Source organism: Bacillus sp. 3255 (genome assembly GCF_031456485.1).
Lineage (GTDB): Bacteria > Bacillota > Bacilli > Paenibacillales > NBRC-103111 > Paenibacillus_E.
Window position 1 is genome coordinate 54,738 of sequence record NZ_JAVDUS010000031.1, and the last position, 20,151, is coordinate 74,888.

Annotated in this window: 15 protein-coding genes; 6 read left to right on the top strand and 9 right to left on the bottom strand. The window is 53.1% G+C overall.

What is annotated here, in order from left to right:
• Positions 1 to 331 precede the first annotated feature (331 nt).
• Positions 332 to 766 carry a hypothetical protein gene (locus J2X61_RS33950; RefSeq protein WP_310194671.1) on the top strand — a complete coding sequence of 145 codons (435 nt, stop codon included), beginning with the start codon at positions 332 to 334 and terminating at the stop codon, positions 764 to 766.
• 20 nt (positions 767 to 786) lie between these two features.
• Here the strand turns inward: J2X61_RS33950 and J2X61_RS33955 are convergent, their stop codons facing one another.
• The 4 genes from J2X61_RS33955 to J2X61_RS33970 form a co-directional block, all read right to left on the bottom strand.
• Positions 787 to 912 (bottom strand): DUF6254 family protein, encoded by a 126-nt coding sequence (locus tag J2X61_RS33955; protein ID WP_274472258.1) that lies wholly within the window; start codon positions 910 to 912, stop codon positions 787 to 789.
• A gap of 128 nt (positions 913 to 1,040) precedes the next feature.
• The gene (locus J2X61_RS33960; RefSeq protein WP_310194675.1) at positions 1,041 to 5,591 is read right to left on the bottom strand and encodes a glutamate synthase-related protein; all 4,551 of its coding nucleotides are present in this window, start codon (positions 5,589 to 5,591) and stop codon (positions 1,041 to 1,043) included.
• A gap of 755 nt (positions 5,592 to 6,346) precedes the next feature.
• Positions 6,347 to 7,687 (bottom strand): glutamate-1-semialdehyde 2,1-aminomutase, encoded by a 1,341-nt coding sequence (locus tag J2X61_RS33965; RefSeq protein ID WP_310194678.1) that lies wholly within the window; start codon positions 7,685 to 7,687, stop codon positions 6,347 to 6,349.
• A 102-nt stretch (positions 7,688 to 7,789) separates the two neighbouring features.
• The gene (locus J2X61_RS33970) at positions 7,790 to 8,788 is read right to left on the bottom strand and encodes an LCP family protein (RefSeq protein WP_274472286.1); all 999 of its coding nucleotides are present in this window, start codon (positions 8,786 to 8,788) and stop codon (positions 7,790 to 7,792) included.
• Between the two features lie 241 nt (positions 8,789 to 9,029).
• Here J2X61_RS33970 and J2X61_RS33975 point away from each other — a divergent pair, with 241 nt between their 5' ends.
• From J2X61_RS33975 to J2X61_RS33995, 5 genes are all read left to right on the top strand, one after another.
• Positions 9,030 to 10,085, top strand: a complete 1,056-nt coding sequence (locus tag J2X61_RS33975) for an ABC transporter ATP-binding protein (protein ID WP_310194681.1) — start codon at positions 9,030 to 9,032, stop codon at positions 10,083 to 10,085.
• Positions 10,078 to 10,872: an ABC transporter permease gene (locus tag J2X61_RS33980; protein WP_274472262.1), complete on the top strand. Its 795-nt coding sequence runs from the start codon at positions 10,078 to 10,080 to the stop codon at positions 10,870 to 10,872. Before J2X61_RS33975 ends, J2X61_RS33980 begins: the two co-directional genes overlap by 8 nt.
• 6 nt (positions 10,873 to 10,878) lie before the next feature.
• Complete coding sequence (locus J2X61_RS33985) at positions 10,879 to 11,664, top strand: ABC transporter permease (RefSeq protein ID WP_274472263.1); 786 nt, start codon at positions 10,879 to 10,881, stop codon at positions 11,662 to 11,664.
• A 124-nt stretch (positions 11,665 to 11,788) separates the two neighbouring features.
• Entirely contained in the window at positions 11,789 to 13,072 is a 1,284-nt protein-coding gene (locus J2X61_RS33990; protein WP_274472264.1) for a phytoene desaturase family protein, read from the top strand.
• Between the two features lie 27 nt (positions 13,073 to 13,099).
• Positions 13,100 to 14,023 carry an RNA polymerase sigma-70 factor gene (locus tag J2X61_RS33995; protein ID WP_274472265.1) on the top strand — a complete coding sequence of 308 codons (924 nt, stop codon included), beginning with the start codon at positions 13,100 to 13,102 and terminating at the stop codon, positions 14,021 to 14,023.
• 36 nt (positions 14,024 to 14,059) lie between these two features.
• Here the strand turns inward: J2X61_RS33995 and J2X61_RS34000 are convergent, their stop codons facing one another.
• The 5 genes from J2X61_RS34000 to J2X61_RS34020 form a co-directional block, all read right to left on the bottom strand.
• On the bottom strand, positions 14,060 to 16,009 hold the full coding sequence (locus J2X61_RS34000; RefSeq protein WP_274472266.1) for an FtsX-like permease family protein: 1,950 nt from the start codon (positions 16,007 to 16,009) through the stop codon (positions 14,060 to 14,062).
• Positions 15,999 to 16,760 carry an ABC transporter ATP-binding protein gene (locus J2X61_RS34005; RefSeq protein ID WP_310194687.1) on the bottom strand — a complete coding sequence of 254 codons (762 nt, stop codon included), beginning with the start codon at positions 16,758 to 16,760 and terminating at the stop codon, positions 15,999 to 16,001. Before J2X61_RS34005 ends, J2X61_RS34000 begins: the two co-directional genes overlap by 11 nt.
• 99 nt (positions 16,761 to 16,859) lie before the next feature.
• Positions 16,860 to 17,870 (bottom strand): sensor histidine kinase, encoded by a 1,011-nt coding sequence (locus tag J2X61_RS34010; RefSeq protein WP_310194689.1) that lies wholly within the window; start codon positions 17,868 to 17,870, stop codon positions 16,860 to 16,862.
• Entirely contained in the window at positions 17,863 to 18,558 is a 696-nt protein-coding gene (locus J2X61_RS34015; protein WP_274472269.1) for a response regulator transcription factor, read from the bottom strand. The genes J2X61_RS34010 and J2X61_RS34015 overlap by 8 nt, the downstream gene beginning before the upstream one ends.
• 135 nt (positions 18,559 to 18,693) lie before the next feature.
• Positions 18,694 to 20,064, bottom strand: a complete 1,371-nt coding sequence (locus tag J2X61_RS34020) for a DUF6612 family protein (RefSeq protein WP_310194693.1) — start codon at positions 20,062 to 20,064, stop codon at positions 18,694 to 18,696.
• Positions 20,065 to 20,151: the final 87 nt, after the last annotated feature.

Sequence of the window (20,151 nt, forward strand, 5' to 3'; positions counted from 1 at the left end):
GCAATGTCCGCCTATGACCACTATCTCATAGGCTCAGGGTGTGAGATGCGAGGAATGCCCGCCTATGACCACTATCCCATTGGCTCAGGGTGTGAGATGCAGGGGAATGCTCGCCTTATGGCCACTATCCCATAGGCTCAGGGGTGTGAGATGCGGGGAAAGCTTGCCTATGACCACTATCCCATAGGCTCAGGGGTGTGAGGTGCGAGGAATGCTCGCCTATGAGTATTATCCCCATGAGTCTGGATAACTGAGGAGAAGGGATAGTGCTGCAAGAGGTAGGTCCGAGGAAGAACTGAGTGGAAGGGATAGTGCAAGAGGCAGTGCCGAGGTGGAACTGAGCGAAGGGGAAAGTGCCGCAAGAGGCAGATCCGAGGAAGAACTGAGGGAAAGGGATAGTGCCGCAAGAGGCATGGCTGAGGAAGAACTGAGCGAAAGGGATAGTGCCGCAAGAGGCAGGACAGAGGAAGAACTGAGCGAAGGGGATAGTGCGGCAAGAGGCAAGGCCGAGGAAGAACTGAGCGAAAGGGATAGTGCCATAAGAGGCAGGGCCGAGGAAGAACTGAGTGGAAGGGATAGTGCCGCAAGAGGCAGTGCCGAGGAGGAAGAACTGAGCGAAGGGGATAGTGCTTCAAGGCGCGGTGACCAGGTATATGGGGGCAGGTACGGTACGAACGTTTATGGTACGTTAAATCAAAGAACCCGCCAATCCCATGTTCGGGGGAGACGGGATCGGCGGGTTGCTTTGAGTTGGTCCCTCGACTGATGTAGGAGAGGGGTGGTGCGTTATTGGTTGTGTTCCGCGTCGTACTCACTGGCGAATTCGGCCAGAGACTTCACCTTACCATGTGGATGTCTAGCTTGTTTGCGGCTTTTCCATGCTGCTTCATCGCGGCGCTTCGAGTGGCTCATAGCAGAAAACCTCCTATGGTATGCGGATTGGTGTTGCCTTAATAAATTGTGATTTGCGTGGCTGTTTTATGCAAGGCGACAAAAAAGCTCCACAAGACTCGGCAGAGTCCTGTGGAGCTTTCGTTATACTATTCCGTTGCAACGGATTGGTCAGCTTGCATGTTGACCGGGGAGATACGGATGAAGTTAGCTTCCAGATTGCTGAGCAGACCGTCGATTTTGGCTGCTGCTTCCGGCTGGCCGGAGTTCGCAAGCTCTGTACGGTAAGCTGTGAGCAATTCGTTCAGATCTTTTTTGCTTTGAACGCCGACAGACTCGATTTTTACTTTCGCGCCTTTGGCGATACGACGTTCGATTGCTGCTTGATCGAGACCCATTTCAGGTACAAGGCGTTGGTAGATCACGCCGCCTGTCATACCTGCGCAGATCCATGGACCTGGATCTCCCATAACAACGGCACGGCCGTTCGTCATGTACTCGAACGCGAAGCCTTTGAGGTTCGCACGAGCCGCAAGTCCGCCAAGCTCATCTTGCAATGGCGTTGTAATTTCGCCGCCGAATACGACGTCTGCACCGGAGAATCGGATACATGCACGAGTATCTGCGCTGCCTTGGATCAAGAACAAGCCTTTTTGAGCACCGTAACCGAAGGATTTACCCACGCTGCCGTTGATGAAGGTGTTGTTTTTGCCAAGCGCTTTGACGATGGCGACTTTACCGCCGAACGCCATTTTACCAAGACCGTCCTCGGCACCACCTTGAACGGTGATGTCGACGCCGCGGGCATTGAAGGCTGCCAGACCGTTACCTGGAACGGAACCGTCAACAAGGTTCAAAGCAACCGCAGGAAGCTCATCGTAGCTGCCGTCGAAACGGTCTCTTACGCGGTGGCTGGAGTAACGAGTTCCGAGAATACGGGACTCTGCATCCACTTTGGACCAGTTGCGAACGACAGGAGCGTCGAATGCCACGGACTCAGGGAAGAATTCCAGACCTTCTGCGCCAGCCGCAATACGGATGTCGGAGGATACGGCCGCTTCTTCCATCGCTCTCTCTGCATCGGATACGAACTGAAGCGGAGCCGGACGAAGGATATCGGACAGATCAATGCGATCCAAGTGGCTGACTTGCTCAAGCAGGTCGGAACGACCTACAAGGTCTTGCAGGCTCGAGAATCCGAGGGAAGCGACAACTTCACGCACTTCTTCGCCAATACCGCCGAACAAACGAACCAAGCTGTCTACAGCAACGTCGTACTGACGAGGCACGAAGCGGCGAAGACCTTTCTCTTCGGCTTCTTCCATGGAATCGATTTGGGTTGCGATACCTACATGGCAAGTGTCCAAGTGACAGCCGCGGCAAGTTGTACAACCGATCGATTGCATGGCGATACTTCCGAAGCCTGCACGGTTGGCACCGAGCATAACCATTTTAACAACGTCGGCGCCTGATTTCAGACCACCATCAGACCATAGCTCAACGCGGTGACGAAGACCAGCTTCAATCAGAGCGACGTGAGCAAGTTTCGTACCGATCTCGGTAGGAAGACCTACGTGTGTCAAGGAGTGGATACGAGCCGCACCTGTACCGCCGTCAAAACCGGAAAGGGTAATAACGTCAGCGCCAGCTTTGGCTACACCAACCGCAATTGTACCGATACCCGGAACAACCGGGATTTTAACAATAATTTTCGCTTTGCGTCCGCTAGCTTCTTTCAACTCGGAAATGATTTGCGCCAAATCCTCGATCGAGTAGATATCGTGGTTGTTGGATGGCGAGATCAGGTCGGAGCCGATCGTTGCATTACGAGCAGCCGCGATTTTCGCTGTTACTTTGGAGCCTGGCAAGTGACCGCCTTCGCCCGGTTTAGCGCCTTGACCGATTTTGATCTCAAGGAAAGCTACTGCGTTAGCAAGCTCTACGTTCACACCGAAGCGTCCGGAGGCTACTTGCGCGCCGCGCGTCTTTTTGTAACGGCCAAGCATATCTTTAATCTCTCCGCCCTCGCCGTTCATGGTTACCATGTTCAGGCGTTCGCCGGCTTCAGCGTAGGCACGGAAAGCTGTTTCGTTCTGAGAACCGAAGGACATGGAGGAAATCAGCATCGGCAAGGAATGACCGCCAATGGAGATATCAACCTTCGACGGGTCAAGCGGTTTGCGGCCTTCGGCCAGCGCTTTCTCCACGTTGAATCCAGCGATATGACGAATGGAAATCGGGTTCTTCTTCTCTTCTTCACGCAGTTTGTCGCGGTAGTCGGCATAAGATGCAGCGCCGGATGCGGCATCGCCCAATGCCTTCCACATGCGTTGGAAGAAGCGGAAGTTTTTCGCTGCTTTCGCTTTCGGGTTGGTGAAGTCGTTGTAACGAGCCTCTGCTTCAGCTTCGAGCTGAGCAAAGCCTGTTCCACCTTTCTCACTACCCAGGTAGTTCACGATATCAAGCACTTCTGCCACTTCCGGATGGAAGCCGATGGAGGAGAAGAAGCGTGTATAGCCGCGAAGCTCATGCGTACCGATCGTGGAGATGACTTTCTCCAGACCTTTGGTCAGGGCTGCGTATACTTTACGAGCTGCCGCCGCGCTGCCGTCTTTGTCGGAAGCTGTGGAGAACAACAGGTAAGGCGAGATCACGTCAGCGCCCAATCCGCAGGCAACTGCGATGTCATGCAGGTTGCGAATGGCAGCGGAACGCAGAATTAATGTAACATGACGGCGCAGGTTGTCACCGAATGTAAGCTTTTCTGCACGAAGCGCGATATCGATTTTGGATACGGCCAGGTGCGGCTCCAGCCACAAGCGATCGTTCTGGTGAGCTTCCGCATCGTCAAGGACGATCAGGGAAGCACCAGCGCGGGCAGCGGCAATAGCGTCAGCAGCCAAAGCGTCCAACCCGGCGCTCAAGGAAGTTCCTCTTGCGAATGTCGCGGAGAGCACGGCTACTTTGTTGTCACCTTGGGCACGGAACAAGGCAATTAATTGCTCAAGGGATGGCTGGGACAAATGCTCTTCACTGTCTACGCCGTTCGTACCTTCCAGTACAAGCGGAGCCAGAAGCTCAATCCGCAGTTTGTCATCAACCTGTGCATACACCGGAGTACGGGAGCCTGCAATGACACGCGTCGAGAAATGTTCCATTTCACGGTCACGGTCGATCGCCGGGTTCGTAACAACCGCTACGCTCTCTTTAATGAAGTCAGGCACATTTTGACGTTCCCATGCGATAGCGGCATGAGGGGAATCGTGACCCAAGGAACGGATCGGCTCTGCGCCTGTTTCGGACATTGTCTCGATATGGGAGATACCGTCGCGGTCCCAACCGAATGCGCTGTATAGTTGGTCTGTCGCCACAATGTTCTCGTTAAGCTCAGCCTGCGTATCTGTTTTCACAGGGTTCAGATATTTGCGAAGACCGCTAATATTCAGACGCTTGCTTGCGCGCTCGTAGACGAGAGATTGTACTTCATGATAAGGAATAACTTGGACGTGTTCGCCTGGAGTCAGCACGACGCCGACTTTCTCGCCTGGAGCGATCGGCTTCGGATCAGCGACCATTTCGCCTACTGTGATAACACCTTGCTCGGAAGAGAAGTATAGGGATGAGTCGCTCTCAACCATCCATACCGGACGGAGACCAAGCGCATCCACGCTGAAAATACATTCGTTGCCGTAACGGGAAACGATACCTGCAGGACCTTGTGCGAAGTGACCCCATACTTGACGGTAGTACACATACAGATCTTGCAGCTCCGGACGGAACTGTTTCATTTCATTAATAATAGGAGGGAATACCATTTCCATGGCTTCGAAAAGGGATAAGCCAAAACGGTGAATGAACGTTTCGATCGTTCTATTCATGTCTTGGGAGTCAGAACCGCCGCTAACGAGCGGAACGCCAACCATGTCAGCTTCGATGCGAAGCTTCTTAACCGTGTTGATTTCGCCGTTGTGACCCAGCAGGGAGAACGGTTGAACACGGAAGAAGCTGGACAACGTGTTCGTGGAATAACGGTTGTGACCGATTGTCACTTGGGAAGCGAAGAGCGGATCCCGTGTGTCGTTAAAATATTTTGGCAGAATGCTTGCCGCACCCAATACCTTGTAAGCGGAAGTTACATTGCTTAGGGTCGCTACGTGAACGTTATAACGGTCTTCGATCGCGATATGCAGCTCAAAAAGGTGATCGGCCACTTGGCCTTCCGTTTTGTTGCTGATCCCGGCGATTTGCCAGAACGTCGGCTCATCGTTCAATCCGTTAGGACCAAGAACGGAACTATCAACTTGATTCTCTTGCTCGAGAATGATGGATACGTCGTGGGCTGCAAAAAGCTCACGGATGCCATTCTGAATCTCGGTAACGGTCAGGTCCAGTTTGCGTGGAACAAAAATATGTCCAACAGAAAAACGGTTGTCATAGGCAAGCTTGCCGTCAAGACCAGCGTCCGTTAATTTCTGTTCCCAAAGAGCACGTGGAATGTCAGTTAAAATACCGCAACCGTCGCCTTCACCGTTAATAAAACCTGAACGATGTTCCATTTTTACAAGGGCATCAATCGTTTTTTGGATGTTATCACGGGTAGGATGACCGTTCTTTTCAATAATACAAATAATACCGCAGCTGTCGTGTTCGGTGCCTAGTAGATCTTGAAAACGGCCTTCATTACGCATAATTTCATTCATTGCTCAGGTCAGTCGCCTGACCGTCACCTCCCATACATATTTAAACTCCTCTTCCTACTTACACTCTTGCATTTCGGCACTAATGATCCCGTTACCTACAGTATTTTCGATGTATGACCGTAAAGCGGCCAAAAACGAAATATGCAGGCTTCTGAATAAAAATGCAATTTAACTGAATAGCATGCCAATTTCGAGGACATGGCTCCCTTGAAATCAGTCAAAAATCGACCCGTCATAAAGTAAGGCATCAAACACAAAAAACGAACGCAAATTTGTAAATCATGCCCTAACTTTCTAGGAAAATACTACGAAAACAAGACTTTTCGTGAAAAGGGTAAAAGTAATCTTAGAATAGCATGAAAAAGTTCATCCGACAATAGTTGCGGAGCGAAAACAAAAATGTAAGCGTTACCTTTCGTGTATAATGGTGAATAAAGGTAATTCTTTTGGTGGGTGGGGGGCTCATAAAATACGAACGAACTAAGATCATCATAGGATCATAGTTCGTTTCTAGGACAAGTCGATTAGAAGAACTGGAAGAATAAAGCGATTGAAAAAAGGCGGTATGGCTGCTTTTTTTGGCGAAATTGCCTGTATTTTTTGAAAAATTCGCCAACCTTGAACAAGACGCGTCCGTTGCGAGGTTTGATAAAATTTAAGAAATGCAAATCATGAGCTGCCAAGCCGTCAATGATGTTAGCTTTGTGTACATATAATCGTGGCAAATCCATGCAGCTTGGCAGCTTTAATGATTTTTAACGGGTTTTCATCGTTCGAAAGGCATTGTCGACCGCATCCAGTGTTCGTGCAACATCGTCTTCCGTATGCGCGATGGTCATGAACCACGCCTCATATTTGGATGGTGCAAGATTAATTCCTTGCTCCAGCATAAGCCGGAAGAAGTCTGCGAAGCGTTCGCCGTCCGTATCCTGCGCTTCGTCATAGTTCGTGACGGGATGATCGCAGAAGTGAGTGGAGAAAGCGCCGCCGATGCGGTTCAGCGTCAAGGCGATGCCGTGCCTTGCGGCGGACTCGGCAATGCCGTCCGCAAGCGCCGCGCCAAGCTGCTCGAGCTTGGCATAAACGCCTGCCTGCTGGAGCACCTCCAGGCAGGCGATGCCGGCCGAGATGGAGGCGGGGTTCCCCGCCATCGTGCCGGCCTGATACGCAGGTCCGAGCGGAGCGACCTGCTCCATCACGGCTTTGCGGCCCCCATAGGCCCCGATCGGCAGACCGCCGCCGATCACCTTGCCCAGGGCCGTCAGGTCCGGTTCGACGGCGGCGAAGCGCGCCGCCGCTTCCGCGGCCTCCGCTAGCGGGAGGCCGGGGTACGTCTGTGCCGCTCCATAATGGAAGCGGAACGCCGTGATGACCTCGTCGTAGATGACGAGGGCCCCGTACCTGCGAGCAGCCGCGCAGAGCTGCTCGAGGTAGCCGGCATGGGGCATGACCATGCCGAAGTTGCCGACGATGGGCTCGACCATCACCGCGGCGATGTCTTCACCCCAACGCGCAAGCGCGTCCTCGAGTGCCGGAATGTCGTTGAACGGCACGGTGATGACCTCTTGCGCGATGCTGGACGGCACGCCGGCGCTGTCCGGCGTGCCCAGCGTGGACGGCCCGGAGCCGGCCGCCACGAGCACGAGATCGGAGTGGCCATGATAGCATCCGGCAAACTTAATGATTTTGGTGCGCCCGGTGTAGGCGCGCGCCACGCGGATCGTCGTCATCACGGCCTCGGTGCCGGAGTTGACGAAGCGCACTTTGTCCAGCGACGGAATCGCGGACTTCAGCATTCTGGCGAACTCGATCTCGAGTTCGGTCGGGGTGCCGTACAGCGTGCCGTTCTGTGCGGCGCGGCAAATCGCTTCGGTCACGTGCGGATGCGCGTGACCGGTAATGATCGGGCCGTAGGCGGCGAGGTAGTCGATATAGCGGTTGTCGTCCACGTCCCAGAAGTGCGCGCCTTGCGCGCGCTTCATGAAGACGGGGGCGCCGCCGCCGACGGCCTTGAAGGAACGGGAGGGGGAGTTGACCCCGCCGACGATGTGCTGCAGCGCTTCTTGATAGAGCTGTTCGGAATTTTTACGTTCCATAGATAGAATCAGTCCTTTGTGCTGAATTTGGTATGTACAGGTCTTGGTCTTACAAAAAGCCTCTGCTTGCAGGGCAGACCCTTCAAGCAGAGGCGTGTTATGTTACTTCGCGGTTGTTTTCACCGAAGACTTGGGTGTCGGAGAAGGCGACGGCTTCGTCGGCCCTGTGTCCGCTTCCGCGGTGCCGGCAAATAAATCTTTCACATATTTCTGCAGCTTCGTCTTGTCGGCGGTGATGACCGCGGCTCCGCGCACATTGCGTTCGACCAGCAGATCGGTCGGCGGCAGTTGGGAGGAGACGATGCCGTCGGCTTTGGCCTCGAAGCCCAAGGAAGCGAGCTTCAGCATATCCGTTACGCTTAGATTCGTATCGATGTAAGGATCCATCGCATTCAAAATTTTGGGCAGCTTGATCAGGGAAGATGTGGTTTGCATCTTCTGAGCGACGGCCGTCAGGAATTTCCGCTGACGCTCTGTGCGCGAGAAGTCGGACAGGGCATCATGCCGGAAGCGCACATACTGCAGAGCGGTTTTGCCGTCGAGATGCTGGAGCCCTTTCTTCAAGTTAATATCGTAGACATGGTCATCTTCGGAATCGGTATATTTCATGTCTTTCTCGACATCAATCTCAATTCCGCCAATCGCATCAATAAGGGCTATGAAGCCTTTGAAATCCGTATAAACGTAGTACTGCACGGGGATGCCGAGCAGGTCGCTGACCGTTTTCATTGCCAGATTCGGACCTCCCGTCGTGATGGCCGTGTTGATGCGGTCTTCGCCTTCGCCGGGAATTTTGACATACGTGTCGCGAAGGATGGAGAACAGGTGAGCTTTCTTCGTCACCGGATCAATGGAAGCGAGCATAATGCTGTCCGACCGCGGAAGCTCGTTCTTCGCCATGCCGCGGGAATCCCCGCCTAAGAGCAAAATGTTGACCCGCTGCTTGCCCTCCCATTTGGGCGGCGTATATTTATCACCCTTGTCCTTCACAGTCTGGGCGATAAGAGATGTGCTGCCATTATTCAGAGCCGTGTCCGATTTATTGGAAATATTACTCGCGAAATGGTAAAAGGAATAGGAATAATAACCAGCTACCACCATCAGAAGCAAGCCGATCAGGAGCAAGGTACGTTTAATAATTCTCAAGGTTCAGCGCTCCTTTCTTTGTTTAAGATAATCTGTACTTTTTTTTCTTACAGAATTCATGTATCATAGTTTGGTGCAAAAGTTTTACATTACTGCTTTATGATCCATATTATAGATGCTACGAAACTTCGATAGCAAGTTACGGCGAATTTTGCCGTTATATGTAGCCGAGTCTATAAGGACAGGAGGGAAGTTCATGTTAGCCATTGATGTAGAGAATCTTCGCAAGGAATTTCAAGTTCAGCAGAGCCGCGGAGGCTTAAAAGGTGCCTTCCAAGATTTATTTCATAGAGAGTACAAGCAAATTACAGCCGTGAAAGACATCAGCTTTCAGATTCCAAAGGGCGAAATTTGCGGATATATCGGTGAAAATGGCGCCGGTAAATCGACGACGATCAAGATGCTGACGGGCATTCTCGTGCCGACATCCGGCCATATCAAGGTCAATGGGTTCGTTCCGTTCAAGGAACGGGAGAAATTCGTCGCCGGGATCGGCGTCGTGTTCGGCCAGCGCAGCCAGCTCTGGTGGGATATCGGTGTCGTCGAATCTTTTCAATTATTGAAGAAGGTATACCGTGTATCCGAAGCGGACTACAAGAAACGCCTTGACGAGCTTGTCGATCGCCTGCAGCTGTCTGATTTGTTATCGCGACCTGTCCGTAAGTTAAGCTTGGGGCAGCGGATGCGCTGCGAGCTTGCGGCATCGCTCATTCACAATCCGGCGATCCTGTTCCTTGACGAACCGACCATCGGTCTGGATATTGTCGTGAAAACCGAGATTCGCGAATTTCTCAAATCGCTCAATCAGCGGTACGAGACGACGATTCTGCTAACGACGCATGACCTGCAGGACATTGAGGCGCTATGTTCGCGTGTTATTATGCTCGATGACGGCCGGATTATTTATGACGGCGGCTTGGAAGAGCTGAAAGCCAAGTGGGGCAAGGGCAAGGAAGTGGTGCTTCAGTTCGAGCATCCGATCACGCTGCCGCGTCTGCAGCAGCTCACGCAGGGGCTTGATGTAGCTTGGCAGCTGGAGAACGAGCTGTGCGCCAAGGTATTCATCCCTTACGAGCGTGCGAATGTGTCGGAAGTGCTGAGCCGCGTCGTCGGTGTGGAGCAGATTCAGGACATCAAAATTAATGAGACGAATACGGATGACATCGTACGTGAAATTTATAAAGCAGGTTCGGCCGAAGTGAAACATCCGGAAGAGGCGAAGCAGCCGGAGGGAGTCGCCACCCATGCTTAGTGCTTATATGGAAGTCATTCGCATGCGGTTCCTCATGATGCTCGCTTACCGGGTGAATTACTACAGCGGCATTCTGATCTATGCGCTCAATATCGGTTCTTACTACTTCGTCTATAAAGCGATTTATGGCGGCCAAGCGATGATCAGCGGCATGACCTTGGGACAAATGACGACGTATGTGGCGGTTTCCTGGATGGGCCGCGCCTTCTATTTTAATAACTTGGACAGGGAGATCGCCAACGAAATTCGCGACGGCAGTGTAGCGATTCAGTTCATTCGCCCGTATAATTACGTTTTTGTGAAAATGATGCAAGGTCTCGGCGAAGGAGTCTTCCGTTTGCTGCTGTTTACAACGCCGGGCATGATTCTCATCTGGCTCCTGCTGCCGATTGAATTTCCAAGCGATCCGGGCCTATGGCTGATCTACTTCGTGATGTTGTTTTTCGCATTTTTAATAAATACGCAGTTGAATATCATTACGGGACTGTTCGCGTTCTTCCTGGAAAATAACGAAGGCTTGATGCGCATGAAGCGTGTTGCCGTCGATCTGTTCTCCGGCCTGATCATTCCGATTTCCTTCTTCCCCGGATGGGCCGAAGGTATTCTGCAATGGCTGCCGTTCCAAGCGATCACGTATCTGCCCAGCGCCGTATTTACCGGGAAAATTACGGGATCCGCGATTTACCAAACTCTTGGCGTCCAAGTGCTGTGGTTCGGGGTTCTGCTGCTGCCGATGGTTGTCCTTTGGGTTAAATCCAGAACCCGTTTATTCGTACAGGGGGGTTAACACACAATGTTCTATGTCTCCCTAGTTGTCGACTATTTGAAAAACTACATGAAAACCCGCCTCACCTACCGTTCCGACTTCTGGATTGAAGTGCTGTCCGATTTGATGTTCAATGGGCTCAACTTATTCTTCATTCTCGTCGTATTTTTGCAAACGCAATCGCTCGGCGGCTGGAATCAAGAACAAATCTTGTTCATTTACGGTTATTTTATGATTCCGTACGGCATATTCATCACTTTTTTTAACCTGTGGGGATTCAGTGAAAGGTATATTATCAAAGGGGAAATGGATCGTATCCTGACCCGTCCGGCTTACAACTTATGGCAGCTGATGATCGAGAATCTCAGTCCGTCTTCGCTCTTTAGCGCGCTGGCGGGAATGATCGTCATGGTGTACTCGTGGGTGAAGCTGGAGCTTCCGTTTCACTGGCACGATCCGCTCATCTTCATCTTGATGGTCGTAGGCTCCATCCTGATCTATGCGGGCGTGTACATTTCGTTGACGGCGCTGTCTTTCTTCTCCGATGCTCCGACGGGGATTCTGCCGCTGATCTGGAACATTCAGAACTATGGGCGTTATCCGGCGACGATTTATAACAAGCTGCTGCGCAGCATTTTGACGTGGATCTTACCGTTCGCGTTCGTCGGGTTCTACCCTGCAGCGTATTTCATCGATCCGGAGAATTGGAAGTGGTTCGCGCTGCTGACGCCGGTGATGGGCATTGTTTTCAGCTTTATCGGCATTACGATCTGGAATATCGGCGTGAAGCGGTATCGCGGCGCCGGATCATAAGGGTTCGGTGTATGCAAACGAACGTCAGGAAGATTTTCCTGACGTTTTTTGGTGCGTTGTTGTCACAGAACGCGAACCTCATTCGCCATATGCAGTGAAATGAGATAACGGAGGGCGATGACGGATGGAGAGAACCAAATGGGATGCAGCGATCATTGGCGGAGGCTTGGCGGGACTTATCGCGGCCATTGAATTGGCAAGGGGGGCCCGGTCGGTGGTCCTCTTGGAGAAGTCGAGCCGCATGGGCGGCCGGGCCATAACGAATAACAAGAACGGCGCGCTGCTCAACTTGGGCGGGCATGCGCTCTATCGTGCGGGAGCGGCGTACGCGATTCTGAAGGAGCTCGGGCTCCGGCTGGAGGGAGGCGCTCCATCCCCCAAATTTGGCGCGCTGTGGAACAACCAGGTCGTGCCTATGCCGGCTACGCTCGGCACGATGATGTCTTCAAAGCTGCTGTCATGGTCCGGTAAAATGCAGCTGATGAAGGTTATGATGAAGCTGGCGAAGATGGACGCCAGCCGCATCCCGGACATGAGCCTCCGTGCATGGGCGGAGGCGGAGCTGTCGGATCCGATGGTGCGGCACATGCTATATTCCCTGTGCCGTACGGCGTCCTATGCGAAGGATCCGGATTACCAGCTGGCCGGGGACGTTCTGGCGCAGGTGCAGCGTTCTCTGAAGGGCGTGCTCTATCTGCACGGCGGCTGGCAGAGCATCGTCGACCAGCTCCAGGATCAAGCGGTACGAGCGGGCGTGCACATCGTGAGCGGCCGGGACGTGAAGGAAATCGTGCAAGAGGAGGGCCGCGTGCGAGGGCTAAAGCTGTCGGACGACGGCTATATCGAGACAGCGCACGTTATCAGCACGGCTTCCCCTGCCGAGACCTACAAGCTCGTGGATGGGGCGGAGCGGACGATCCTGAAGCGGTGGAAGGACGAAGCCCGGCCTGCCATGGCGGCTTGTCTGGATCTGGGCCTTCGGAAGCTGCCGGTCAAAGGGCGGGACATCGCTCTCGGACTGGATCAGCCGATCTTCTTCTCACACCATACGGTCAATGCGCGATTAAGCGATAATGGGACGCTGGTTGTGCATCTGATCAAATACAACGGACCCGGCGGGGGGGACCCTCAGGCCGACGAGCGCTTGCTGACCGAAGCGATGAGCACCCTGCATCCGGGATGGGAGCAGGAAGTGGTTGCCCGCCAGTTCCTGCCCAATATAACGGTTGTTCATGACACTTTGAACATTGCCAGATCAAGCCGTGTCACAGGCCCAACCGTCGAAGGGGTTCGCGGTCTCTATGTGGCCGGGGACTGGGTCACCCACGGAGAAATGCTCGCAGACGCTTCCGCGGCGAGCGCCAAACGGGCGGCAGACGCTATTTTCAAGTCGGACCGTCTGGCGTAAAATGGCAATGAGTAGGAGGTGCGGACCATGGACATAGCCGGAGATGCCGGACAGGTGTATACCGCGTATAAAACGCTGTTGTTTTCTTTAGCTTATCGAATGCTGGGAAGCGTGATGGATGCGGAAGATATCGTGCAGGAAGCGTTCCTGTACATGAGTGAGAAGAACCCGCAGGGGATTATGCATCCTAAAGCATATTTATGCAAAATGGTAACGAACCGCTGCATCGACAAGCTGCGATCCGCGAGCAAAACGCGCGAAGTGTATGTCGGTCCGTGGCTGCCGGAACCGCTGATGGAACCGGGGGAGGGCCAAAAGGACGCGCCGGAATACTCCTATTCCCATAAGGAGTCGCTGTCTACGGCCTATCTGCTGCTGCTGCAGCAGCTATCCTGGGTGGAGCGCGCGGTGTTCCTGCTCCGTGAGGTGCTCCAATATGAATATGAGGAAATCGCCGATATCGTGGGCAAAAACAGCGTGAACTGCCGGCAAATCTTCCATAGAGCGAAGAGCGCAATCAGCGCTAGCTCCGGCGGCAGAGAAGAAAGCGCAGGGGATTTGCCGCAGAGGCCGCAAGTCAGTGAGCAGACCGGCGCTCTCGTCGAGCAATTCGTGCAGGCGCTCGCTTCGGGCAATATGACGAAGCTGCTCAGCATCGTCAAAGCGGATGCCGTGCTGTACTCGGACGGCGGAGGCAAGGTGAGAGCGGCCGTACGGCCAATAGAAGGTGCGGAGCGTATCGCGATGTTCCTGTTCGGGGTGATGGCCAAAGCGCCGGCCGGCTTCAGCTACACGCTGTCGACGGTCAACGGACAATTGGGCATCGTGTCCTATCAGGATGGACATCCGAACACGGTGACGACCTTTCATATTGCAGATGGACGCATTGCGGCCGTGTATTTGGTTGTAAATCCGGATAAGCTGCGGCATATCGCCGATATAGAACAATAAGAAGAGCTGTCCCCGCGGGACAGCTCTTCTTCGCAATCATCCAAGCGATCTGCGGACGACCTTCTTGTAATGCTGGACGGATAGGAAGCCGAAGACCGAGTACAAGACGGTATAGAGCGCCATGACCAGCATCATCGGCGTCCACAGCTCCGCCCCGAACAAGAACCAGCCGGATTGAACGGCGAAGTAGCTGTGCAGCAGCCCGACGACAAGCGGAATGCCGAAGCTGAAGAGCTGCTTGCGCCGGATGCCTTTCATCAAATCGTCCTGCGAATAGCCGAGCTTGCGCAGAATCGTATAAGTCGGCTTCTCATCGGCGCTCTCGTCCATCTGTTTGAAATACAGAATGCAGCCCGACGTAATCAGGAACGCAAGTCCGAGGAAGCCGACGATGAACATGATGAGACCCATTCTGTTTTTTTGGGTATACGATCTTTCCAGCCTAGAGTCATATTGATCTTTACGGTCAAAGCCCAATTCTTTGAAAATGAGATTGGCTGCTTGCAGCTCCTCTTGCTTTACAATATCGATTCCCCGATAAGTGGAGGCTTGCCTGCGAAGGGCAGGATCCAGATCCAGCTTCATCCGTTCAAAGACAGAGTCGTCGACAATCGCCACCGGCGCAGTTCCAACAGCGAAATAGGAGGAAACGAAGGATTGCTTCTTCGAACCTATATAAGTTTGCTCGATGGTGTTCTGTTTACCGATGAACGCGACGCGGCCTGAATCTTTGAATTTCATAAATTTGATTAGCAGATCATTGGTGCCTGCAAACAAGGTTTGCTCGGGCGTTAAATCGTATGCCGGCGTATTTTTATCGCTGATTACAGCAATTGTCATCTTGGACGGGTCGACCAGCAGCCCGTTCAGATCGGAGGCAAGGATTCCCTTGATATTGACAACCATTTGCAGCACTTCAATCGTCGTGTCTTGATGTGCGATGTGCCGGGCATCCAGTGCCGCCTTGAATTGATCGGCATCCGCCGCTTGCGTGATGGAGAAATGGGCCGGAACGTCGTTTTCCGCCATTTTCTCTGCCGAGTAATACGAAATGTAGCAAAGCGACAGCAGGCCGATGGCTAGCGCGGATACGGTCGTAATAACCGTCAACAGCAGCGCATTGGATTTCATGCGAAACATGATGGACGAAAGCGAGAGTACTTCGCGTACATGCAGATAGCCGTTCTTTCTCTTGCGGATGACGTTAAGGATCAATCGGACGGACCCTTTATAAAAGAGATAAGAGCCGATGATGACGGATGCCAGAATAAAGATCATGGCGGAGAACAGCTCGACCATCGTTGTGAAATCGCCGCTGAACAGCTTCGAGGACACATAGTAGCCCATCAGGATCAGGGCGATGCCGATGAAGCCGATAGCGGCTTCGGCGAGCGACATGCGCTTGACCTTGATCTCCGTCGAAGAAGAAACGCGGAATAGCGAGAGAATCGTTTGCCTGCGGATGAACACATAATTGACGAGCATGATGAACACATAGATGGCGCCGAAAACGATGAACGTTTGGATCATTGCCGGCATGGAGAAGTGCAGCGTTGCAATAGCGCCAACCCCCGTAATGCGGAACAAAACCATCTGGATCAGCTTGGAGACCGAGAAGCCGATGAAGCTTCCCGCCAGCAGGGAGCCGAAGTACAGCATGAAGTTCTCCGCGCTTAGAATGCGGAATATTTCTGTTTTCGTCATCCCGATCAATTGCAACAGGCCGATTTCTTTACTGCGCCTTTTGACGAAAATATTGTTTGCGTACAGGTTGAAAATGGCGACGATCGCCACCAGCAGCACCGAAGCGGATCTGAGGGCGGCTGCGCCTTTGATCGAGCCTTTCGTCGGGTCCAGCGCCGGATCGTACTGCAAGGTAACGAAGGCGAAATACAGCGCCACACTGAACATTAAGGCGAACACGTAGAGATAGTAATGCTTGAGATTCGCCTTCAAATTTTGAAGGATCAGCTGGTTAACGCTCATTCTGCACACCGCCTAGAACCGCCTGAGTTTTCATGATGTCCTGGAAGAACGTCTGTCTGGACTCCTGGCCTTTGTAGAGCTGCGTATAGATTTGCCCGTCCTTGATGAAAATGACCCGGCTGCCGTAGCTGGCTGCGACGGAATCGTGGGTGACCATGACGATGGTCGCCTTCCGCTGCTGATTCATCTCGCTCAGCTTATGCAGCAGATCGGAGGCGGACTTGGAGTCGAGCGCCCCGGTCGGTTCGTCGGCGAAGATGATGCCGGGCTCATGGACGAAAGCCCGGGCTGCGGAGGTCCGCTGCTTCTGGCCCCCGGATATTTCGTTCGGATATTTGTCCTTGATGTCGTAGATGCCGAGCTCGCTCGCCACCGCTTGGAACTTGCTCTCGGCTTCCGGCCGCGAGGTTCGGGTAATGGACAGCGGGAGCAGGATGTTTTCTTTCACCGTTAACGTATCGAGCAGATTGTAATCTTGGAAAATAAAGCCCAAATGCCGCTTGCGAAACTCGGCCAATTGCTTCTCTTTCAAGGCTGTGATTTCCATGCCCTCGATTTGAATCGAGCCTTGGCTGACCTTGTCAATGGAGGAAAGCACGTTGAGCAGGGTGGTCTTGCCAGAGCCGGATGCGCCCATGATGCTGACGAACTCCCCCTTCGCAATGGAAAGATCGAGACCTTTCAGCACCTCTTGTTTGTTGAATTTGTTGCCGTAGCTTTTATGGATTTTGGCTGCTTCCAAAATTGTCATGCGTTCTCACTCCTTTATTCGATAGCTCTATTATAAAAAGCTCCGCTCCGCTTTTCCCTCGATCGGGCGAACAAAGAAGAAAGGCATGTGACAATGTTGTCACATGCCCGTGATGCGCACGGCCTCATTCGGCAGGGGAAAGGTAAGGGTGAAGGTGGCGCCGCCGCCCGGCCGGGATTCCGCAGCCAATTGAATGAGCAGGCTATCTGCGGCCTTCTTCGCCAAATAGAGGCCCATCCCTGTAGCGGCGCTGTCCTGATGCCAGGCGGTGGAGGTGAAGCCTCTGTCGAAGATGCGCGGCAGATCCCGCGGATCGATCCCCCGGCCGTGATCGATCACTTCCAGCACGGTCCGCTCTCCGGAGCGGCGGCTGCGGATGATGATATCGGCGGCATGCTGGCCGCTGTACTTCACGGCGTTCGTCACCAGCTGCCGGAGGATGAAGGCGAGCCACTTGGCGTCGCTCAGCACTTCCGCCACTTCGAAGTCGGCATCGAAGCCGATGCCTTTTTGAATACACCACGTCTTCAGCGTCTTAATCTCCGCATACGTCAAGGATGCCAAATCAACCTGTTCAATATACAGGTCGGTCTCCATGAAAGGCAGCCGCTTCTGATGAAGCTGCCGGTCCAGAAGCAGATGAATCCGCAGCCATTCGTAGGTAAGCGATGACTTCATCGTCTCGTCCTGCAGCCGGTCGATCATGAGGCGCATCGCGGTGAGCGGCGTTTTCACTTCATGAATCCACGCCAGCAGATCGTCCTTCTCCTGCTCCAGTGCAACCTGATGCGTGGAGGCGGACTGACGAAGCTCATTAGCGAGATTCGTCATACTCGTTTCCACGATCTCCTCGAAGGGACTGTCCGCGCCCTCGATGGTGGAGAGGTCCAGGTTGTTATCCCGTTCTTCGAGCTGCTTATAGAAGCGGGTTTCTTTGTGATAGCGCATAACTACAAAAACAAGAAATAAAGTGGTGGACAGAAAAACGATATAGAGAACCGGCGTGAAGGGGATGGCCCGGTCGAGCAAGGCGACCAGCAGCAAAAGCGCCTGCACGCACAGAACGAAGAGGAGCCAGCTCCTTCTCTCAAGGAGATAGCGTCTAATCATGATAATGCGCCTCTTCTGCGGCCATATATCCTTGTCCGACCTTCGTTTCGATGAAGCGGCCCAGTCCGAGCTCGTCCAGTCTTTTGCGCAGCCGATTCACATTGACCGTTAACGTGTTGTCGCTGACGAACCTTTCGTCATCCCACAGACTGTTGATGATGACTTCCCGGCTCACGATCGTATTCTTGCGTTCGATGAGCAGCTTCAGAATGAACATTTCATTCTTCGTCAAATCGATTGTGCCGGCTTCGTGCGTCACCGTATTTTTCTCGTAATCAATCGTTGCTCCGCACCACGTTTTCAGCTTGAGAGGCTCCGTGCTGTAGTTATAGACGCGGCGGAGTATCGCCTGGATTTTGGCAATAAGGACCTCGAAGTGAAACGGCTTCTGAATGAAGTCATCCGCGCCCAACTGCATCGACATGACCATGTCGGTCGGATGATCGCGCGAGGACAGGAAGACAATAGGCACATTGGAGTGAGCCCGAATCATGCGGCACCAATGGAAGCCGTCGAATTTGGGCAATTGAATGTCAATAATGACAAGATCCGGTTTGAGCGCCGCGAATGTTTCGATTACCCGCCCGAAGTCCGTGATGCCATGGACATCATAAGACCACTGCGAGAGACGGTCCTTGACCTCGGCGAAGAGTGTCGCGTCATCTTCGATCAATAGTAATTTGAACATCTGGTTCACCTGCTTAAATCAAATATATCTAACACCCATTGTAATGGATTCGAGCGGCATGTGCGAATGACCGGTTTCGGTCCTGCATGGAAAAGAGCCTCAAACCCGCCGGCAGGCGGGCATTAAGGCTCTTCCTTATGATTGCGCAGGTACTTCAGGTGTTGCTGGTACTGCAGGTACCGCAGGTGGTGTTGCAGGTACTTCAGGTGTTGCATGTACTGGAGGCACTGCAGGCATTGCAGGTTCTGCGGGTTCCGCAGGCAGTGCGGGGATAGTAAGCGGCTTCGCTTTCTTCGCATCCTCTGGCAGAATAATATCCACCGGTTGGTTTACATCCTTGTAAGTCATGGACATACTCATATCCATATGGTCGATCGGCACATTCGGATCTTCGCCATACTGGATGTGGTACTCGCCATTCATGCCGGCCGGCAGCTTCGTCTGCTCGTCTATCGTCAGGACGGCGGACAGAGAAACGCTCATTCCCGAGATCGCCGGGGAGTTCAGAACGTCCTTGAACGCATCTTGGCCGCTGCCAAGTCCGCTCAACATGTTGACGATATCGGCGGTGTTCGTCACCTTGCCGCGAACGGATAGCTTACGGAGCTTCTTCCCGTCACTCTCCGTTGTCCCGAGATCCTTATAGAAGAAATACGGAGTGACCAACGTTTTGTTAAGATCCAGACTTTTCTCCTGCAGCTCTATCAGCTGTTCGAAGGTGAAAGGAACTTGTTTGGACATATCGTACCACTCTAGGCCGTTTCCGGTACTATTAGGCATACTCATGAAGATGCCTTGCTTGACCATGTACTGTTCTACGGTAATCGATCTTTCCTTCATATCCGAGCCCGGCGTCTTCGTCGTAATCGATTGATGGATGCCTTGAGCCTTGTTGAAGGCGACGTCGGAGCTAAGGCTTGATTGCAGACTGTTACCTGGAAATCCGGCGCTTGGCGCGAAGGCAATCTGCATATTCATGTCCATCTTGGCGCGGAATGTATTCAGCAGCTGCGGGGAGGCCGGATCCGGCGTCAACCAAGCGGTCACGGACGAATCGTTAGCTAACGCTTTCTTGATGGCATCAGCGGCAGTTAGGCGTGGAATGCCGGAGCTGTGGCTGCTGAAATTGATACCGAAATCGCTCTGCAGCGCTTTGGCGGCCTGGCTGTCACTAGCACCGAGGAAGCGTCCGAGAATGAGCGCCGCTTCGGCAGGGGTGACGGTTTGGTCCAGGCGGAAAGTGCCGTCGGAGTAGCCTTCGATAATTTGGCGTTCGCGCATGACGCGTACGGTATCGGCATAAGGAGAGTCCGCACCGACATCCGCAGGCAGCTCGGTCAGCGCATTCGTCGGCACCAGCTTCAATTCATCGGCGATTTGTTGAATGAATTGTCCTCGCGTAATTAACTCGCTGTCATTCGGCGTTGCGGCAGAGACGGAAAGCGCTGGAACAGCAAGGGTTAATCCTAGAATGGAGATTAGCGTTTTGCGTTGGATAGGTATCATGACGGTTCTTCACTCCTTTGAAATTATAGGACTCTATTAAAATTACCATATTTTATCATTAGATTGCTAGTTTTGGTCATTGTGGTT

Bases quoted from the DNA above. Each gene is read 5' to 3' on its own strand.
- J2X61_RS33955 (WP_274472258.1), bottom strand. From the start codon at position 912: ATGAGCCACTCGAAGCGCCGCGATGAAGCAGCATGGAAAAGCCGCAAA.
- J2X61_RS33960 (WP_310194675.1), bottom strand. From the start codon at position 5,591: ATGAATGAAATTATGCGTAATGAAGGCCGTTTTCAAGATCTACTAGGC.
- J2X61_RS33965 (WP_310194678.1), bottom strand. From the start codon at position 7,687: ATGGAACGTAAAAATTCCGAACAGCTCTATCAAGAAGCGCTGCAGCAC.
- J2X61_RS33970 (WP_274472286.1), bottom strand. From the start codon at position 8,788: ATGGTGGTAGCTGGTTATTATTCCTATTCCTTTTACCATTTCGCGAGT.
- J2X61_RS33975 (WP_310194681.1), top strand. From the start codon at position 9,030: ATGTTAGCCATTGATGTAGAGAATCTTCGCAAGGAATTTCAAGTTCAG.
- J2X61_RS33980 (WP_274472262.1), top strand. From the start codon at position 10,078: ATGCTTAGTGCTTATATGGAAGTCATTCGCATGCGGTTCCTCATGATG.
- J2X61_RS33985 (WP_274472263.1), top strand. From the start codon at position 10,879: ATGTTCTATGTCTCCCTAGTTGTCGACTATTTGAAAAACTACATGAAA.
- J2X61_RS33990 (WP_274472264.1), top strand. From the start codon at position 11,789: ATGGAGAGAACCAAATGGGATGCAGCGATCATTGGCGGAGGCTTGGCG.
- J2X61_RS33995 (WP_274472265.1), top strand. From the start codon at position 13,100: ATGGACATAGCCGGAGATGCCGGACAGGTGTATACCGCGTATAAAACG.
- J2X61_RS34000 (WP_274472266.1), bottom strand. From the start codon at position 16,009: ATGAGCGTTAACCAGCTGATCCTTCAAAATTTGAAGGCGAATCTCAAG.
- J2X61_RS34005 (WP_310194687.1), bottom strand. From the start codon at position 16,760: ATGACAATTTTGGAAGCAGCCAAAATCCATAAAAGCTACGGCAACAAA.
- J2X61_RS34010 (WP_310194689.1), bottom strand. From the start codon at position 17,870: ATGATTAGACGCTATCTCCTTGAGAGAAGGAGCTGGCTCCTCTTCGTT.
- J2X61_RS34015 (WP_274472269.1), bottom strand. From the start codon at position 18,558: ATGTTCAAATTACTATTGATCGAAGATGACGCGACACTCTTCGCCGAG.
- J2X61_RS34020 (WP_310194693.1), bottom strand. From the start codon at position 20,064: ATGATACCTATCCAACGCAAAACGCTAATCTCCATTCTAGGATTAACC.